Origin of the sequence: Synechococcus lacustris Maggiore-St4-Slac (assembly GCF_024345595.1) — a bacterium.
Taxonomy (GTDB): domain Bacteria; phylum Cyanobacteriota; class Cyanobacteriia; order PCC-6307; family Cyanobiaceae; genus Synechococcus_D; species Synechococcus_D lacustris.
This window is the reverse complement of the sequence record NZ_JAGQBK010000004.1, coordinates 94,133-110,326: the sequence shown is the minus strand read 5'-3', so window position 1 is coordinate 110,326 and position 16,194 is coordinate 94,133. Positions and strand designations below refer to the sequence as shown.

General features: G+C 49.7%; 16 protein-coding genes. 10 read left to right on the top strand and 6 right to left on the bottom strand.

Features of this window, described 5'->3' with window-relative positions:
- Window positions 1-77 precede the first annotated feature (77 nt).
- Entirely contained in the window at window positions 78-1,154 is a 1,077-nt protein-coding gene (psbA, locus tag KBY68_RS04765) for a photosystem II reaction center subunit D1 (RefSeq protein WP_106500193.1), read from the top strand.
- Complete coding sequence (locus tag KBY68_RS04760) at window positions 1,151-2,782, top strand: NAD(P)/FAD-dependent oxidoreductase (protein ID WP_255096099.1); 1,632 nt, start codon at window positions 1,151-1,153, stop codon at window positions 2,780-2,782. The genes psbA and KBY68_RS04760 overlap by 4 nt, the downstream gene beginning before the upstream one ends.
- Here KBY68_RS04760 and KBY68_RS04755 read toward each other — a convergent pair.
- The gene (locus KBY68_RS04755; protein WP_106500195.1) at window positions 2,775-3,362 is read right to left on the bottom strand and encodes an inorganic diphosphatase; all 588 of its coding nucleotides are present in this window, start codon (window positions 3,360-3,362) and stop codon (window positions 2,775-2,777) included. The two genes, KBY68_RS04760 and KBY68_RS04755, sit on opposite strands and share 8 nt — an antisense overlap.
- 86 nt (window positions 3,363-3,448) lie before the next feature.
- Between KBY68_RS04755 and KBY68_RS04750 the strand changes: the two genes are divergently transcribed.
- The gene (locus KBY68_RS04750; RefSeq protein WP_255096098.1) at window positions 3,449-4,534 is read left to right on the top strand and encodes a DUF4336 domain-containing protein; all 1,086 of its coding nucleotides are present in this window, start codon (window positions 3,449-3,451) and stop codon (window positions 4,532-4,534) included.
- Between the two features lie 39 nt (window positions 4,535-4,573).
- Here the strand turns inward: KBY68_RS04750 and KBY68_RS04745 are convergent, their stop codons facing one another.
- A complete protein-coding gene (locus KBY68_RS04745) occupies window positions 4,574-4,918 on the bottom strand; it encodes a DUF760 domain-containing protein (RefSeq protein WP_106500197.1) in 345 nt (114 codons plus the stop codon).
- Window positions 4,919-4,967: 49 nt separating this feature from the next.
- Complete coding sequence (gene lepB, locus KBY68_RS04740; RefSeq protein ID WP_255096166.1) at window positions 4,968-5,537, bottom strand: signal peptidase I; 570 nt, start codon at window positions 5,535-5,537, stop codon at window positions 4,968-4,970.
- A 48-nt stretch (window positions 5,538-5,585) separates the two neighbouring features.
- On the opposite strand from lepB, the gene menD reads away from it, so the two are divergent.
- The 7 genes from menD (at window position 5,586) to KBY68_RS04705 (ending at window position 13,110) form a co-directional block, all read left to right on the top strand.
- Complete coding sequence (menD, locus tag KBY68_RS04735) at window positions 5,586-7,319, top strand: 2-succinyl-5-enolpyruvyl-6-hydroxy-3-cyclohexene-1-carboxylic-acid synthase (RefSeq protein ID WP_255096097.1); 1,734 nt, start codon at window positions 5,586-5,588, stop codon at window positions 7,317-7,319.
- The gene (gene menB / locus KBY68_RS04730) at window positions 7,319-8,206 is read left to right on the top strand and encodes a 1,4-dihydroxy-2-naphthoyl-CoA synthase (protein ID WP_106500199.1); all 888 of its coding nucleotides are present in this window, start codon (window positions 7,319-7,321) and stop codon (window positions 8,204-8,206) included. The genes menD and menB overlap by 1 nt, the downstream gene beginning before the upstream one ends.
- A gap of 76 nt (window positions 8,207-8,282) precedes the next feature.
- Window positions 8,283-8,870: a L,D-transpeptidase gene (locus KBY68_RS04725; protein WP_255096096.1), complete on the top strand. Its 588-nt coding sequence runs from the start codon at window positions 8,283-8,285 to the stop codon at window positions 8,868-8,870.
- Window positions 8,863-9,447: a L,D-transpeptidase gene (locus KBY68_RS04720; protein ID WP_255096095.1), complete on the top strand. Its 585-nt coding sequence runs from the start codon at window positions 8,863-8,865 to the stop codon at window positions 9,445-9,447. Before KBY68_RS04725 ends, KBY68_RS04720 begins: the two co-directional genes overlap by 8 nt.
- A gap of 44 nt (window positions 9,448-9,491) precedes the next feature.
- On the top strand, window positions 9,492-11,033 hold the full coding sequence (glgA, locus tag KBY68_RS04715; RefSeq protein WP_255096094.1) for a glycogen synthase GlgA: 1,542 nt from the start codon (window positions 9,492-9,494) through the stop codon (window positions 11,031-11,033).
- Window positions 11,033-11,710, top strand: coding sequence for a hypothetical protein (locus KBY68_RS04710; RefSeq protein ID WP_255096093.1), 678 nt, complete (start codon window positions 11,033-11,035; stop codon window positions 11,708-11,710). Before glgA ends, KBY68_RS04710 begins: the two co-directional genes overlap by 1 nt.
- The gene (locus KBY68_RS04705) at window positions 11,707-13,110 is read left to right on the top strand and encodes a UDP-N-acetylmuramoyl-tripeptide--D-alanyl-D-alanine ligase (protein WP_255096091.1); all 1,404 of its coding nucleotides are present in this window, start codon (window positions 11,707-11,709) and stop codon (window positions 13,108-13,110) included. Before KBY68_RS04710 ends, KBY68_RS04705 begins: the two co-directional genes overlap by 4 nt.
- A gap of 1 nt (window position 13,111) precedes the next feature.
- Here the strand turns inward: KBY68_RS04705 and KBY68_RS04700 are convergent, their stop codons facing one another.
- Genes KBY68_RS04700 through KBY68_RS04690 form a run of 3 tightly spaced genes read right to left on the bottom strand, consistent with a single transcriptional unit; the run spans window position 13,112 to window position 16,155 of the window.
- Window positions 13,112-13,864, bottom strand: a complete 753-nt coding sequence (locus KBY68_RS04700) for an ATP-binding cassette domain-containing protein (RefSeq protein ID WP_255096090.1) — start codon at window positions 13,862-13,864, stop codon at window positions 13,112-13,114.
- On the bottom strand, window positions 13,865-15,040 hold the full coding sequence (devC, locus tag KBY68_RS04695; protein ID WP_255096089.1) for an ABC transporter permease DevC: 1,176 nt from the start codon (window positions 15,038-15,040) through the stop codon (window positions 13,865-13,867).
- Complete coding sequence (locus tag KBY68_RS04690; RefSeq protein ID WP_255096087.1) at window positions 15,037-16,155, bottom strand: HlyD family efflux transporter periplasmic adaptor subunit; 1,119 nt, start codon at window positions 16,153-16,155, stop codon at window positions 15,037-15,039. The genes devC and KBY68_RS04690 overlap by 4 nt, the downstream gene beginning before the upstream one ends.
- Between the last annotated feature and the right edge of the window lie 39 nt (window positions 16,156-16,194).

Here is a 16,194-nt window from a genome sequence, read left to right as displayed (position 1 = left end):
TTGTGTGAATTGGTTCGGAATCCTTAGTCTTTTTTTATCGCCCCTGTGGGCGAAATCCATTCCTTGTTACCGAACTTATGTCTACCGCCATTCGCAGCGGACGCATTAGCAGTTGGGAAAGCTTCTGCGAGTGGGTCACCAGCACCGATAACCGCATCTACGTGGGTTGGTTTGGGGTGCTGATGATTCCCTGCCTTCTGGCTGCAACTATTTGCTACATCGTGGCTTTTATCGCCGCACCTCCCGTTGACATAGATGGCATTCGCGAACCCGTTGCTGGTTCATTTCTCTATGGAAACAACATTATTTCTGGCGCTGTAATTCCCTCAAGCAACGCCATTGGCCTTCATTTTTATCCCATCTGGGAAGCCGCCAGCCTTGATGAGTGGCTCTACAACGGCGGACCCTATCAACTGGTGGTTTTCCACTTCCTGATTGGTATTTCTGCATACATGGGACGCCAGTGGGAACTCTCCTACCGCTTGGGTATGCGCCCTTGGATTTGTGTTGCTTACAGCGCACCCCTGTCGGCTGCTTTTGCAGTTTTTCTGATCTATCCCTTTGGGCAGGGTTCTTTTTCCGATGGCATGCCCCTCGGCATCTCTGGAACCTTCAATTTCATGTTGGTGTTCCAGGCAGAGCACAACATCCTTATGCACCCCTTCCACATGCTCGGCGTAGCCGGTGTGTTTGGTGGCAGCTTGTTCTCTGCGATGCATGGTTCATTGGTTACCTCAAGCTTGGTGCGTGAAACCACCGAAAATGAGAGCCACAACTACGGTTATAAGTTTGGTCAAGAAGAAGAGACCTACAACATCGTGGCTGCCCACGGTTACTTCGGTCGCTTGATCTTCCAATACGCATCCTTCAACAACAGCCGCAGCCTGCACTTCTTCCTTGCAGCCTGGCCCGTAGTGGGCATCTGGTTCACCAGCCTTGGCGTGAGCACGATGGCCTTCAACCTGAACGGTTTCAACTTCAACCAGTCGATCTTGGATAGCCAAGGGCGAGTTATCTCCACCTGGGCAGATATGATCAACAGAGCTGGCTTGGGAATGGAGGTTATGCACGAGCGCAACGCCCATAACTTCCCCCTCGATTTGGCGGTTATTGATAGTGCACCTGTGGCACTTATTGCACCGCGGCTTGCTTGATTCGTATCCATCAGCTGGCCCTATCCCTCAACCATTCAGCCGATGATTTATTGGCGGCGGTAGCTCGCCGCCTTAAATTATCAGTGGGGGAATTAGGGCCTCTGATTATTAAAAAACGCAGCATTGATGCCCGTGATAAGCAGGCGATTGAATTGGTTTATAGCGTTGATGTTGAAGTTGCAAGCGAAGCGGCTGTGCTTGGTCGCCTGCGTGGTAATTCCCAATTGGGTGTTGCGCCAGAACCACTAATTAGGCCTTCATTACCAGCTCCTGCAGGGCTTCAAGCAAGGCCAGTGGTTATCGGAGCTGGGCCCTGCGGATATTTTGCAGCCTTGTTTCTTGCCCAACAGGGTTTTAAACCCCTGTTGCTAGAGCGGGGCCGATCGGTTAATAACCGCACCGCTGACACCTTTGGTTTTTGGAAGGGAAACAGCCCATTTAATCCCCGCTCAAACGCTCAATTTGGTGAAGGTGGAGCAGGCACCTTTTCCGATGGCAAGCTTTATTCAGGTGTAAAAGAAAGTAAAAAACATGGCCGTTGGGTGCTTGAAGAATTTGTGGAAAGTGGTGCTAATCCCGAGATCTTAGTTCTGCAAAAACCCCACATTGGTACCTTTAAGTTGGTGGGTGTGGTTCGCCAGTTGCGGGCTCGAATTGAGGCCCTTGGCGGCGAGGTGAGATTTGAGCAGCAGGTGGTGGGATTTGATTTGGATCCTGGCACTCGCCAGTTGCGTGGCCTGCAACTGAGTAACTCTGAAATAATTCCAACCACTGCAGCTGTGCTTGCCATTGGTCATAGTGCCCGCGACACCTTTGCTCAACTCCACTTGCAGGGTGTGGAAATGGAGGCCAAACCCTTTTCCGTTGGTTTTCGCATAGAACATCCCCAAGAATTAATTGATCGGGCCCGCTGGGGAGATTTTGCTGGCCATCCACTTTTGGGGGCCGCTGATTACAAATTGGTTCACCATGCCAGCAATGGCCGCAGTGTTTATAGCTTTTGCATGTGCCCTGGTGGTTTGGTGGTGGGAGCCACATCGGAGGAGGGCCATGTTGTTACGAACGGCATGAGTCAATACAGCCGCAACGAACGCAATGCAAACAGTGGAATTGTTGTTGGCATTAACCCCGAGCTTGATTATCCAAACGGTGTATTGGCTGGCGTTGCCTTCCAACGCCAGTTGGAGGCTCGCGCCTATTTATTGGGCGGAAAAAACTACAACGCCCCAGCCCAAAGGTTGGAAGATTTTTTATTAGGGCAGCCCAGCCTTGATTTAGGGCCTTTGCAGCCTTCCTACGCCCCTGGTGTAACACCTACCGATTTATCTACAGCCCTACCAACTCAATTAATCGAAGCGATCAGAGAAGCCCTGCCTGCATTTGCTAAGCAGATTCCAGGCTTTGATTACGGCGATGCGCTGTTAACTGGCGTTGAAACCCGCACCAGTTCACCCGTGCGGATTAGCAGGGGCGTTAACTTTCAAAGCGTTAACACCCCAGGCCTGTTCCCCGCAGGGGAGGGTGCCGGCTATGCGGGGGGCATCCTCTCCGCTGGCATCGACGGTTTGCGGGTGGGGGAAGCGGTTGCAAAACAGCTTCTGGCCCCAGCTAATGCCCTAATTAATTAACAAGTTTTGGCTCGATTGTATCCAGGTAGCGCTGCTCGCATTCCTTGATAATACGCACGGCTTCGTTGCAGTTGAGGAATTCATTTACTTTGCATGTGCCAGGTTTTTTAAGATCTTTATAGTGCTCCCAGTAATAGGTGGTTTCCTTGAGCCAATGGGCACCTAGTTGTTCATAGCTTGTGATGTGATCCATGCGTTTGTCATCAGCTAAAACGCAGATAACTTTGTCGTCTACCTCACCGCCATCATCAAAGGTCATGATGCCAATAATCCGCGCTTCCACCAAGGAGTTAGGCACTAGCGGCTCCGTAACTCCAACGATTTCAACATCTAACGGATCGCCATCTTCATCCCAGGTGCGGGGTATGCAACCGTAGGCAAAAGGATAGGAAAGGGATGAATAACCAACGCGATCCAACTTGAGCTGTCCGGTTTCTGTTATTAGTTCGTATTTATTAATCGTCATGGAGTTTAATTCCACAATTACATTCAAGCGCAACTGATCAATATCAGCAAAGGCAGGCAACACATGCAAAAGATTTAGCATCGTGCGGCTGGGAGGGTGGTTGATGTTTGCCATCCATTGGGGCTGCGGTTGCGGGGATCTTACCGATTGGCAGGAACCAGCACTGGTATTCCTATCCTTATTGATCGAATTGAGCCGCCATGGCTAACGACAATTGGCCCTGGTGGCCCCTGCTGCCCCTATACCCCTATGGCCAGCGCAAAACCCTATGTAGGGAGTTGATCCCAGGGCAGATATGGGCCTTGGAGCAGTTGCAGGGTGTTTTTTATGTGGCGGTTCCGATCCGAATGTTTGTTGTAAAGATTGAGGGGGGGCTGCTGCTCTATGGCGCGGTGGCCACCACCAGTGCCTGTGTGGAATTAATCAGGCAGCTTGAACTTCAGCATGGTGCCGTATGCACGATCGTGCATCCCACCAGTTCTGGGTTGGAGCACAAGGTTGGTGTGCCGCCCCTGGCAAGGTCATTCCCAGGGGCCCAAGTGTGGGTCACCCCAGGTCAATGGAGTTTTCCAATCGCTTTACCCCTGCCTTGGTTGGGATTTCCAAGCCAACGCGTAAAGCAACTTTTTGTTGATGGAACGCCTCACCCTGAACAATTCGATTGGTTTGGCTTGGGGCCCGTACCCCTCGGGCCGGGGCCCTTTTTTGAAGCCTGTTGCCTGCACCAAGCCAGCGGCTCTTTGTTGATTACAGATGGCCTAATTGCCGTTTCCGACCGGAGGCCTGCACTGTTGGATAACAATCCCAAGCCTTTACTTTTCCACGCTCGCGAAAATGGTGAAGAGCCACTGCTAGACACGCCGGAGAAACGCCTTAAGGGTTGGCGTCGTTTAGTTTTATTTGCTTGTTACCTTCGCCCCGCCGCCGTTAGCCAAGTATTTCGCCTGTTCCCATTTCGATGGCAGGAATCTTGGCAGCAAGACTTTGAGCAACTCAGCAAAGGCGGTGCTTTGCAGGTGGCCCCAATCCTTGAGGAACTGGTTTTCCCAAGGCACAGGTCGTTAATGGCTGATTGGTTACTTCGATGTAGTGAATTGCCAATAAAATGGGTGCTGCCCGCCCATTTCGATGCGCCGGTGGCCGTAAACAGCACTACATTTACAAACTTGTATAAGAGTTGGTGCGCAGATTCAACAGATTCAAGTGTATTGAATGCTTCAAACAGAGAGTTTTTGCGTAGTTTTAATCGCAAACTTGAAAAGTTAAAACTCGTGCCGCTAGCCTAAAAGTTTGGAACTAAAACTTTGTAGCAAAAAACTTTTAAATTAAAATTCAATCTCGCCATCGTCATTTTCACCGCCAACACCAAATACGGAACGCTCTAGTTCCATGCGCTGTTCCATTTGCCTTAGGAAATAACCGGTCATCATTGCCGATGCCAACAAGCCGGCAAGATTATCGCGGTTTGTTTGGATTTTCACCTCAAATTGTTCCCCTGGCAGCATGCCAAGCAAACCCTGAACATTGTGTCGGATGATTTCTTGAATATCAGGGCTAGCTGATCTGGCAACCCGTTGCAGCACATCTGGGCTTTGGTCTTGCAGATAACGAATCAAACCATTTCCACTGCTGGGGTCGGATTCGGAAGTTAAAAACTCAGGATTGAACACTCCACCACCGGTTGTAGCCCTGCTTACAACTTACAACAACTACGACCCTTCAGCTTGTTTTGGCCGTGATCGGACCAAACCGAGCTGGGGGCCAATAACGCCAAAGGGCAGTGCCAATCAAGTTCTCCTCTGGTAACGGGCCCCATAGGTGGGAATCAAGGCTTGCATTGCGGTTATCACCTAAAACCCAGAGCTGGCCCTGGGGCACCTCGATCGCTTCCATGCTGTATTCCATGGTTTGATCTAGCCATGGTTCGCTCGCCACAAGGCCATTGCGCCTCAATTGGCCATTGCTCACCTCCAACTGATCGCCGGGAAGCCCCACAACTCTTTTAATCAAGGCTGTTTTGGGGTTGTAACCCGAACGCACTAAAGCCTCTGGCGCCCTGAAAACAACAACATCTCCCCTTTTTGGAGTTAAACGCAGGCGGCTACTGATTTTTTCCACCAAAATCCGGTCTTGCAATTCCAGGCTTGGCAGCATTGATCCGGAGGGAATCCAGCGAGGTTCCAACACAGCCCAACGCAACAGCAGGGCTAAGCAAGCAACGATTAGCAAGCTGGGCAATTGCTGCCAAAGCCTGTTTTTATCTGGGGCGATTGGAGTTTTTTCAGCCATAGGGGGGTAGCAGGCAGCACAATCGTTGCTTCTTAATGCATCACTGCTGTGGGCCCTGATGCCATCGACAACCTCCATGCCGCTGATGCCCTATTGGGGGCCTTCATGGAGCTTGGTTTGCGCCGGCTCGTTTTATGCCCCGGTAGCAGGTCTGCACCCCTTGCTCTAGCAGCCCTGCGCCGAGAAAGCCAAGGTTTAAGGCTGTTCACCGCCATTGATGAACGTTCTGCCGCGTTTTTTGGCCTTGGTTTGGCCCGTGCCAATGGTGAACCCGTAGCGGTGGTAACCACCTCAGGCACTGCTGTTGCCCACCTACTTGCCGCGGCAGTGGAAGCAGATCGCAGCACCCTGCCCCTGCTTTTAATCAGCGCCGACCGTCCGGAACGTCTTAAAAATTGCGGTGCCAACCAAACCGTTAATCAAGAGGCCTTTCTTCAGCCGGTTTGTAGGGCCTTGCTCCAAGGACCCATGGCTGGTTTGCACAAAGCCAGTGCTGATCGGCTTAGGAACCTCGCAGACTTGGCCTGGCGTTTATGTGTTGGCGTGCCCGCAGGACCGGTGCATCTCAACCTTGCCTTTGAAGAGCCCCTCCATGCCAGCGCCATTACCCCCAGCCCAGAAGCTCCAATTCCCCGCATTACTGCCGTGGAGCTTGAGCCACCTGCGCCCATTGATCCAGCTGTTTTAGATCCCGATAGGCCAGGTTTGATAGTTGTGGGGCCCTGGCGCCGGGGGGCTGGCGCCACCTTTGTGGGCGCCCTGCAACGGTTGGTGCAGCGAACCGCTTGGCCCGTTTTGGTTGATGTGGCCTCTGGTTTAAGGGGACTGCCACTGCCTTTGGTTAGTGGCTACGACTTGCTTTTGGCTGATCCATCGCTTGTGCCGCCGGTAGATCAAGTTTTGAGGTTGGGGCCAATGCCCGCCAGTAGGCGTTTGCAGCAATGGCTGCAAACCCTTGGGCAAATTCCCCAATTTGTAATTACCGAGCAGGAACCACGACGCTTGGATCCCCTTGCCAGTGGGGCGCCCCAGGATTGGGGTGGCTTAGCACGGTGGGTTAATTCCCTGCCCCAGGGAGAAGCAAGCCTTGCAGCTAGGCAAATGCAAGCTCAATGGCTAGAGGCGGAGGAAAAGCTGCAGCGGCATTTGGATCAAAAACTTCCCCTCAAGGGACCCTGCACTGAACCTGCCCTCGCCCGCTGGTGTAATCGTTTACTGCCCCCCGACTGGCCTGTGCTGCTCGCCAATAGCAGCCCAGTGAGGGACTGGGAAAGCTATGGAGCAAGGCTTGAAGCCCAGCGCACGGTGGTTAGTTTCCGGGGGGCTTCCGGCATTGATGGCTGCCTTTCCCTTGCCGCCGGCCTGGCGGCTGAATGGGGGCGTTTGGTGCTCGTTTGTGGTGATTTGGCCCTGCTGCACGACAGCAATGGCTGGCTTTGGCGTCAGCAGCTCAAAGGTCGTTTATTGGTGTTGTTAATCGATAACCAGGGCGGTGGCATTTTTGAACAATTGTCAATGCCCAGGGAAAACCTTGATTTTGAACGCCTATTCGCCATGCCCCAATCGGTTGATCCCTTGGCTTTAGCTGCGGCCCATGGGGTGCCTGGCAAAAATTGCAACAGCCTTGAGCAATTACCCGCCGCTCTGGCCTGGATGGTTAGTGATGAACAGGCCAGGGAGCCAATGCTGCTGTTGCGCTTACAAACCGATCGGGCTGCCGATGCCCAGCTGAGGCGGCAACTGCGCAGTTCAGGATGGGAGGTGGGCTTAGGAGATTCTTGATGGCCGCTGCAGTTGAACCAACAGAGCCAAAACGGCTTGTGCTGCCGGGTAATTGCCCTTTGGTTTGGCAGTCCCAGGGCAATTATCAAGATGTTTGGCTTGATATCAGCGATGAGGGCATTGCCCGGATTGCAATAAACCGCCCGGAAAAGCGCAATGCCTTTCGACCTCGCACGGTGGTGGAGCTCTACGACGCCTTCTCAAGGGTGCGGGAAAACCCAGCAATTGGCGTGGTGCTTTTCACTGGAGTTGGCCCAGCAGCCGATGGCGGCTATGCGTTTTGCGCTGGCGGCGATCAATCGGTGCGCGGCGATGGCGGTTATCTGGATGAGGAGGGGGTGCCGCGCTTAAATGTGTTGGATTTACAGCGTTTAATCCGCAGCATCCCCAAGGTTGTGATCGCCCTAGTTGCCGGTTATGCCATTGGCGGTGGCCAGGTGTTGCATTTGCTTTGTGATTTGAGCCTGGCGGCAGAAAATGCCCAATTTGGCCAAACAGGGCCAAGGGTTGGCAGTTTTGATGCTGGTTTTGGTTGCAGCCACCTGGCGCGGGTGGTGGGCCAGCGCAAGGCGAGGGAAATCTGGTTTCTTTGCCGTCGGTACAACGCCCATCAGGCCTTAGCAATGGGATTGGTAAATGAAGTTGTGCCCCTGTTTCAACTCCAAAATGAAGGGGTGCTGTGGGCAAGGGAAATCCTTCAGCACAGTCCAACGGCGATTAGGTGTCTTAAAGCAGCCTTCAATGCTGAAACAGATGGGATGGCTGGTTTGCAGGAATTAGCCGGCCAGGCCACCCATCTTTTTTACAAAACGGAGGAGGGAAAGGAAGGCCAGCAGGCCTTTATCGAGAAACGCAACCCTGATTTCAGCCAAGTGCCCTGGCTTTAAATCACAACAATTAGATTAAGACTTGCAAGACGCGTGAGTCTTTGTTGCTAGGGATACCGGTATGCGCCACAATTCCATGCTCCAATCAGAAGTAGCTCTAGCTGGATTGGTGAGAAATTTAGTTCTGCCAGTTGGCCTGGCAATTGCCCTACCAATGGTGATTGCCAATTCGGCCTTGGCTGAACGCAGGCCAGGGGATGGTCAGCTTGCTAGCCGCAGCGAACCGGTAACTGTTTTGGAATTAAGCCGTTCAGCAAAGCGCGTGCGAGTTATCAGAGACAACCAAGAGGTTGCTGCTTTTCCTGTGGCAGTGGGTAAGTCATCAACACCAACTCCCCTTGGTGAGCACACTGTTTTCAGGATGCAAAAGGATCCCGTATGGGTAAGCCCATGGACTGATCGCAAGGTTTCGCCGAGCCCCCTTGGACCCATCGGCACCCGTTGGATTGGTTTTTGGTATGCCTGCGGTAATCGCACCTCCCTCGACCTCAATCCACCCGCCTATAGGCCTGAGGTTTGCAAGGAAATCGGCTTCCATGGCACCGGCAGATTGGCCAGCATTGGCACTGCCGCCAGCAACGGTTGCGTGCGCATGGTTGATCGTGATGCGGTTGCCCTCTACGAACTGGTAAAAGAAGGAACTCGCGTGAGGGTTGTTGATTAAAGGCCTTTTAGCTCTGTTCGTTGGGCTTGCAGGCTGCTTCTTACCCCTCAAAGCAGGCCCGCTCGAAGATCCCGACCATCCCCTCAGACCTCTGGATTTGCAGCTCCATGAGTTGCCAGCTGCCTTGGTTAAAAAAATTGGCAGGCATTTGGTGCTGCATCGCAGCCGCCGCCAGCTTTTGCTGCTTGAGCAAGGCAAATTGCTGCAGCGTTATCCGGTGGCCGTGGGTATGAGCGGTTGGGAAACACCAACTGGCACCTATCAAGTGTTGGAAAAAAAATTGAATCCAATCTGGTTGCATCCGCAAACAGGTGAGTTGGTGCCAGCTGGCGCGCCAGAAAATCCCTTGGGCAGCAGATGGATTGGTTTTTACCGCGATTGTTTAGGCCGCAGTGGATTTGATGGCGACCGCTTCCTAGATATTGAAGGTTGCACCAGTGCTGGTTTCCATGGCACCCCCCATCGCTGGACCATTGGCCATGCGGTTTCCCATGGCTGTGTTCGCCTATTTGATGAACAGATCCAAGACCTTTACAACAGGGTTCAGCGGGGCACGCCCATAACTGTGTTGCCCTGAACCGGCCCTCCGTAGAGTTGTGCTGCATTAAAAGCCCCATCGCAATGCGCGTTCTCTTCGCCGCAGCCGAATGTGCCCCCATGGTGAAGGTGGGGGGCATGGGAGATGTGGTTGGCTCACTGCCACCAGCTCTTGCAGCACTCGGCCACGATGTGCGGATCATGATGCCGGGCTACGGAAAGCTGTGGTCGCGCTTGCAGGTGAGCAGTGAGCCGATCTGGCGCGCCCAAACCATGGGCACTGAATTTGCCGTATTTGAAACCAAGCACCCCAGCAATGGCCTAACGATTTATTTAATTGGCCATCCCGTGTTCGACGGTGAACGCATTTATGGCGGTGAGGATGAAGATTGGCGCTTTACTTTTTTTGCTAGCGCCACTGCTGAATTTGCCTGGAATTGCTGGAAACCACAGGTGCTGCACTGCCATGATTGGCACACCGGCATGATTCCGGTTTGGATGCATCAAGATCCAGAGATTGCAACGATTTTCACGATCCATAATCTCAAATATCAAGGGCCCTGGCGTTGGAAATTAGAACGGATGACCTGGTGCCCTTGGTATATGCAAGGCGATCACACCATGGCAGCCGCCTTGCTGTATGCCGATCGTGTTAATGCTGTTTCTCCCACCTATGCAGAGGAGATACGCACGCCTCAATATGGTGAAAAATTAGATGGGTTACTTAATTTCATAAGTGGTAAGTTGCGTGGCATCCTTAATGGTATAGATATAAAAGATTGGAACCCCTCAACAGATAAGCGAATTCCTGCAACCTATAGCGTTAATGATTTATCTGGAAAAGCGATTAATAAACAAGCCCTTCAACAAAGGATGGGTTTAGGTGTTAACCCAAATACATTTGTGATTGGCATGGTTAGCAGGTTGGTAGATCAAAAGGGGGTTGATCTACTCCTGCAGGTGGCTGAGCGCCTACTTGCCTATACCGACACTCAAGTGGTGGTATTGGGCACGGGCGATCGCCACTACGAATCTGGCCTTTGGCAAATGGCAAGTTGTCACCCTGGCAGGTTTGCCGCTTTCCTCACCTACGACGACGACCTATCCCGTTTGGTTTATGCCGGTAGTGATGCATTTTTGATGCCATCTCGCTTTGAGCCCTGTGGCATTAGCCAGCTATTGGCCATGCGCTACGGCACGATTCCGGTGGTGCGACGAGTTGGGGGCTTGGTGGATACTGTTCCCCCCTACGATCCCGCCGAGCAAACTGGAAATGGCTTCTGTTTTGATCGCTATGAAGCGATTGATTTGTACACAGCCCTAGTGCGGGCCTGGGAGGCCTATCGCCATCGCGACAGCTGGCAGCAATTGATGCGCAGGGTTATGTCGTTGGATTTCAGTTGGGAGCGATCAGCCCTGGCCTACGACGCTATGTATAAAGACGTTTGTGGATTGAAAGAACCAACCCCAGAAGCCAGTGCGGTTGCCCAATTTTCAATCCAACAACCCCCTGAGCAACAGGCCGCACAAGCTGCTGCAGAGGCCTTGGATCCAAGCCCATCTCGCCAACCGGAACCGCAGCGACGCTTTAATCCGCTTGGATTACTGCGCAGAAATGGTGGGTGATGGCTAATTCGGAGCCCGATAACCAACCACCATCTAAAACATCTCTCTTGCCAACCCCATGGCGAAGCCCATGGGGGCAGCTAAAAGAGGATTTGGGCAGAGATCTGCCGGCTGTGGTTGCACAAGGGAATTTATATCTGCAAGAACGTTGGCGGGTTGAAGGCATTAAGGCTTTTCTAATCCCTTTAATTGGGCTGCTGGTTGTTTTAGCAATAGTGCTGGCCTTAATTTTTAGGCATCAAGGCACTGGGGCCTACGAAAAAAATGATGATATTGCTGCAATTGAAGAGTTATTCAATCCAACCCAAGAAATCAATGTTGATATCCCTGAACCTAAACAGGTTTTTGAACAGGAATCTAAACAGCAACCAGAGCTTTCTTTAGTTAAGCAACCTTCCCTTGATCCCCTGCTTGAACTACTCCAAGCCAAAACTGAAAATCCACTAATCACCGCCTTGCATCCAATGCCGGAGCAGGGCGTATTACGCTTAATTCCTAGCCAAGCCTTCGAGGATTTAACTGCAGCTAAAAGGGCTGAACAGGCCGATGCCTGGTTAGAAAAGACGAGGGCAATGGGATTTACTGATTTAGAGTTGCAAACTGCTACGGGTGTTATTGAGGGGAGATCTGCAAGGGTTGGGCAGGGCATGATTCTATTTAGCCCATCGATACCATGAGTAAATTTCTTTGCCTTCAAGATCTGGCAGATTTCTTTCGTGAGCCAATACAACGGCGTGGAATGCCACCTGATCCAGGCACCATGAATTGGAATTTTGAAAAGGTGTGTACCGATAGTCGCGCCCTTCAGGCCGGCGATTTATTTGTACCAATCAAAGGCGAACGTTTTGATGGACATAATTTCCTTGATGCAGCTGTGGCCGTAGGTGCCGTAGGTGCTTTGGTGGCAAACAATTGGCACACTGAAATCCCAGAGCAGCTTTCCTATCTAAAGGTTGAGAACACTACCGATGCGTACCAAAAAATTGCCTTGCTATGGCGCCAGCGCCTGCCGCTGCCGGTTATTGCCGTAACTGGATCAGCAGGCAAAACAACAACCCGAGAGTTGATTAAGGCCTGTATTCAAAGCCTGGGTCTAATTGAGGCTAGTTGCGGTAACGAAAATAATGATATTGGCGTACCGAAAACTCTTTTGAGGGCAAGAATGCCCCTCGGAGCAGTGGTGTTGGAGATGGGTATGCGTGGTTTAGGTGAAATCGAAAGACTCAGCCGCTGCGCGGAACCCAGCATTGCTGTAATAACCAATATTGGTACCGCCCACATCGGCAGGCTTGGCAGCCGTGAGGCCATAGCAAAGGCTAAATGTGAAATTACTGCAGCTTTAAATCCCAATGGATTAGTGGTAATCCCCGCTGGCGATCCATTGCTCGAAAATGCCTTGATGCAGGTTTGGCAAGGGCGAGTGCAAAGGGTAGCCCTGCTTGATGATCCGCTACACCCTTCAACACCTTTGCCAAATCTAATCGGTGAAATTAAAGAAAATGCTGATCAAATGCTAGTTTGCGATAATGTATTAATTAATTTACCCATACCAGGCACCCATAATGCGCGCAATCTTCTATTGGCTATGGCCGTAGCCCAAGAATTAGAAATTAAAATTGAAAATCTAGCTAGGCTTGAAGTTGAGTTGCCAAACGGGAGAGCCCGAACAATTAATTTACAGGCTGATTTGGCGGGTGTAACTATCCTTGACGAAACCTACAATGCATCGCCAGAAGCAGTTCTTGCTAGTTTAGATATGCTTGCTCAGCAACCAGGTAGAAGGTTTGCTGTTATTGGCACCATGTTGGAACTAGGTGAACAAAGTGTTAATTTGCATCGAATGGTTGCTGAACGTGCGGCAGCTCTAGCTATCGATGGTTTATTTGTTTTTGCAGATGATGCAGAGGCTGAGGCTATTATCGCTGCCGGAGCATCGATAAATTTAATTGAGCGCGTTTATTCGCTCAAAGAAGCCGCAGATAAATTAAAAAATTTGCTTAAAGCGGGCGACTATTTACTCTTAAAAGCAAGCAGGGGTGTTTCTCTTGAAAAGATTATCCCAATGCTCCAAATATGAATTAAGAATGTTCACTGCTGCGCATTTTTTCTATAAATAATTTCTCTTCTTCTGCGGATGCAAGTTTGCCTTCATCAACAATAATAATTCTATCTGCTACATCAAGAATTTTATTGTCGTGGGTAACCATTATTATTGTGGTTTGTTGTTCCTTGGCAAGTTCTTGCATCAAATTAACAACAGACCTGCCGGATTCCTTGTCGAGAGCAGCTGTTGGCTCATCTCCAAGCAGTATTTTGGGTTTACTCACCAATGCCCTTGCTATAGCTACCCTTTGCCGCTGACCACCAGATAACTTTGCAGGGTAATAATCAAGTCTTTCGCCGAGGCCAACCTTAGCGAGCATTTCATCTGAAAGTGCATCCATATCTTCATCGTAATATTTATCATGTAACTCCAGAGAAAGGCGAACATTTTTCCTCGCATTTAAAAACATCATTAAGTTATGGGCTTGAAAAATAAATCCCACATTTAAGCGCAAACGAGCCAACTGAATTTTTGAGGCGCCATTTAATTCCTCGCCTAGGATTTTTAAACTTCCATCCTGGCAAGACCTTAAACCACCAAGCATTGTTAGTAGTGTGGTTTTACCTGAGCCGGAAGGGCCTGTGCAGATAACGATTTGGCCTGGGTATATATCTAGGGATAAATCTTTTAATGCATGCTTGCTATTTTCACCGCTTCCAAACCAATGATTTACATTTCTGAGCGAGATGATTGGGGCGCTCTGATCGATTCGCGTTGTGTTTTCCATTTAAAAAACGTCTGCAGGATCGAGTTCAACTAGCTTTCTTGTTGCAAGAGCTCCAGAGCCCACGCACATTATAAATGTTAGTGCTAAAACTTGAATTGCCCTAGTACTAGTCATGAAGATTGTAAGTTTAGTTACTCCTGCCAACAATGCATATAAACCTGTGGAAAGGATAATTCCAGGTACAAATCCTATAAAAGCAAGAATTGCTGATTGTTGGATTACAACACTGATTACGTAGGTATTTGTATAGCCCATCGCTTTTAATGTGGCATATTGTGGCAAAGAATTCATAACATCTCCAAACAATATCTGATACACAATTATAGAGCCAACAAGAAATCCAACCAACACGCCTAGGGAGAAAATAAATCCAACACTAGAATTCTTTTTCCAATAGGCAAGTTCTAGATCAGCTAATTCATCTCTAGTGAGAACTTTAATGTTTTTTGGCATCAATGGCTGTAGGGCCTTTTGAATGGACAGGGGGGAGGCTCCAGGCTTCAGATGAATGAGCCCCAATTGGATTTTACGGGGATCTTGTTTTGGAAATAAATATTGAAATGTTGCATCACTAGTTACTAAGTTTGCATCGGCTGAAAATGTAGCTCCCAGAGAAAATGTGTTTACTATTTTTATTGTTTTATCATTAACTTCAACTGGCATAAAGCGATTGGCTTTAAGGGTTCCAAGTACATCGCCATACTGTTTTTTGGCATTGCGATCGAATAAAGCATTTCCAAGTGGCTTTATCTGATCCATATCTGCCATTAATTCTGGGAATGCCAAAGACTGTTTATCTAAGCCAATACCATAGATAAATATGTCAAACTTCTGACGAGTTGTAGGTGTAATCCAGCTACCTCGATTAATCCGTAAGGCTGAAACCCCAGCAACACCTTCAACGCCTAATGCTTGATAAAGTCGGCTGCGTTCAAATTCCTGAAGTGAACCAAGATTGCTATAGCCTGAACTAACCATTGTTAGTTCGGCGGCTAGCTTTTCAATGGGCTTACGTTGACTGTTATAAATACTATCCATCAGGCCTAGTTGAAAAAATATAAGCAAATTGGAAAAGCCAATCCCGGCCACAGCAATGCTCATCTTTACAGGATTATTACTTACCTGAAGCCAAGCAACTGGGGTTTTTTTGAGCAGTTTGCTAATGAATTTTTTCATAGGTTTGTTGGCTTGGATTTGTCAAAAATTACATTTACTTGTAAATTTGATGCCAAGCGGATTTTTTCAACTTGCTCCGGTGTAATCAATAGCTTTAATTTAACTTCAAATACTCGCTGATCCATGTTTTCACCGGGTTCTCCCGCGAAAACAGACTGGCGTTTCACCTGGGGAATCAACTGAAATACCTGCGCTTTTAGGGTGCCGTTAAAGCCATCTACACTTATTTTTGCTAACTGACCTTTGCTGATTTTTGGTAAGTCGGTTTGATAAACTTCAGCAACAACAATCATATTGCTTGTGTCAGCCATTTCAAGTAAACCATCATCGCCAACCTTATCGCCAGCTCTTGCATTTATTTTCAGGATCTGACCATTCTCAGGGGCCCTGATTGTGGTGTCTTTATATTCCTGGAGTGCCCTGTTCAATGATGCTAAAGCCTTGTCTAATTGATTTTGGGCTTTGTTTATGTCTTGGGGCCTAATCTCTTTGATCTGGGCAAGGGTATTGCGTGAGCTTTCAATGTCCGACCTTAATGTACTGAGCGTGCGTTCACGGTTGCCGATCGCTTTAGCAAGGTCTGAATTGGCAACATCGGCGCGGGTTCGGTAGCGATCCCGTTGCAATTCAGATACACCGCCAGCTTTAAATAATGATTCATATCGCTCAGCTTCAAGCTTTGCTTCCTTCTGCTTTGAACGGGCTGAATTTACGTCTGCATTCAGTGCTTCCGTTTCTCCTGCAAGCTGCCTCTCTAGGCTTTGAACTTTGAACTCCTGGGCGCCAATTTCACCTTTTTTTGCTCCTGATCTAACAAGGGCAAGCTCGCTCTGGGCCACCTTCACCTCCTGTTGAGCTTCCTCCAAACTTGCCTTACGGGCTAAGGCACTGTTGAGGATGGCTAAAGGGGTGCCAGCTTTAACTATTTGATTTTCCTCAACTAATAGTTTTTCAATGCGATCACCACTCAGGGAGCTGGGCAGTGAAATTTTGCGAATTTTACCCTCTGGCTCTAGGCGCCCTAGGGCCGAAACTTGCCTTGGCGCTGGGGCAACCACTTGCTCAGGTTTATTTAAGCCGCAGCTAGCAAGAAGTAATGGAGCTGATGTTGCCAAAAGGCAACAAGCTATTGCGCTAAAAAATTTCGGATTACT

Coding starts and splice junctions, on each gene's coding strand:
- psbA (WP_106500193.1), top strand. CDS start 78: ATGTCTACCGCCATTCGCAGCGGACGCATTAGCAGTTGGGAAAGCTTC.
- KBY68_RS04755 (WP_106500195.1), bottom strand. CDS start 3,362: ATGGCAAACATCAACCACCCTCCCAGCCGCACGATGCTAAATCTTTTG.
- KBY68_RS04750 (WP_255096098.1), top strand. CDS start 3,449: ATGGCTAACGACAATTGGCCCTGGTGGCCCCTGCTGCCCCTATACCCC.
- lepB (WP_255096166.1), bottom strand. CDS start 5,537: ATGGCTGAAAAAACTCCAATCGCCCCAGATAAAAACAGGCTTTGGCAG.
- menB (WP_106500199.1), top strand. CDS start 7,319: ATGGCCGCTGCAGTTGAACCAACAGAGCCAAAACGGCTTGTGCTGCCG.
- KBY68_RS04725 (WP_255096096.1), top strand. CDS start 8,283: ATGCTCCAATCAGAAGTAGCTCTAGCTGGATTGGTGAGAAATTTAGTT.
- glgA (WP_255096094.1), top strand. CDS start 9,492: ATGCGCGTTCTCTTCGCCGCAGCCGAATGTGCCCCCATGGTGAAGGTG.
- KBY68_RS04710 (WP_255096093.1), top strand. CDS start 11,033: ATGGCTAATTCGGAGCCCGATAACCAACCACCATCTAAAACATCTCTC.
- KBY68_RS04705 (WP_255096091.1), top strand. CDS start 11,707: ATGAGTAAATTTCTTTGCCTTCAAGATCTGGCAGATTTCTTTCGTGAG.
- KBY68_RS04700 (WP_255096090.1), bottom strand. CDS start 13,864: ATGGAAAACACAACGCGAATCGATCAGAGCGCCCCAATCATCTCGCTC.
- devC (WP_255096089.1), bottom strand. CDS start 15,040: ATGAAAAAATTCATTAGCAAACTGCTCAAAAAAACCCCAGTTGCTTGG.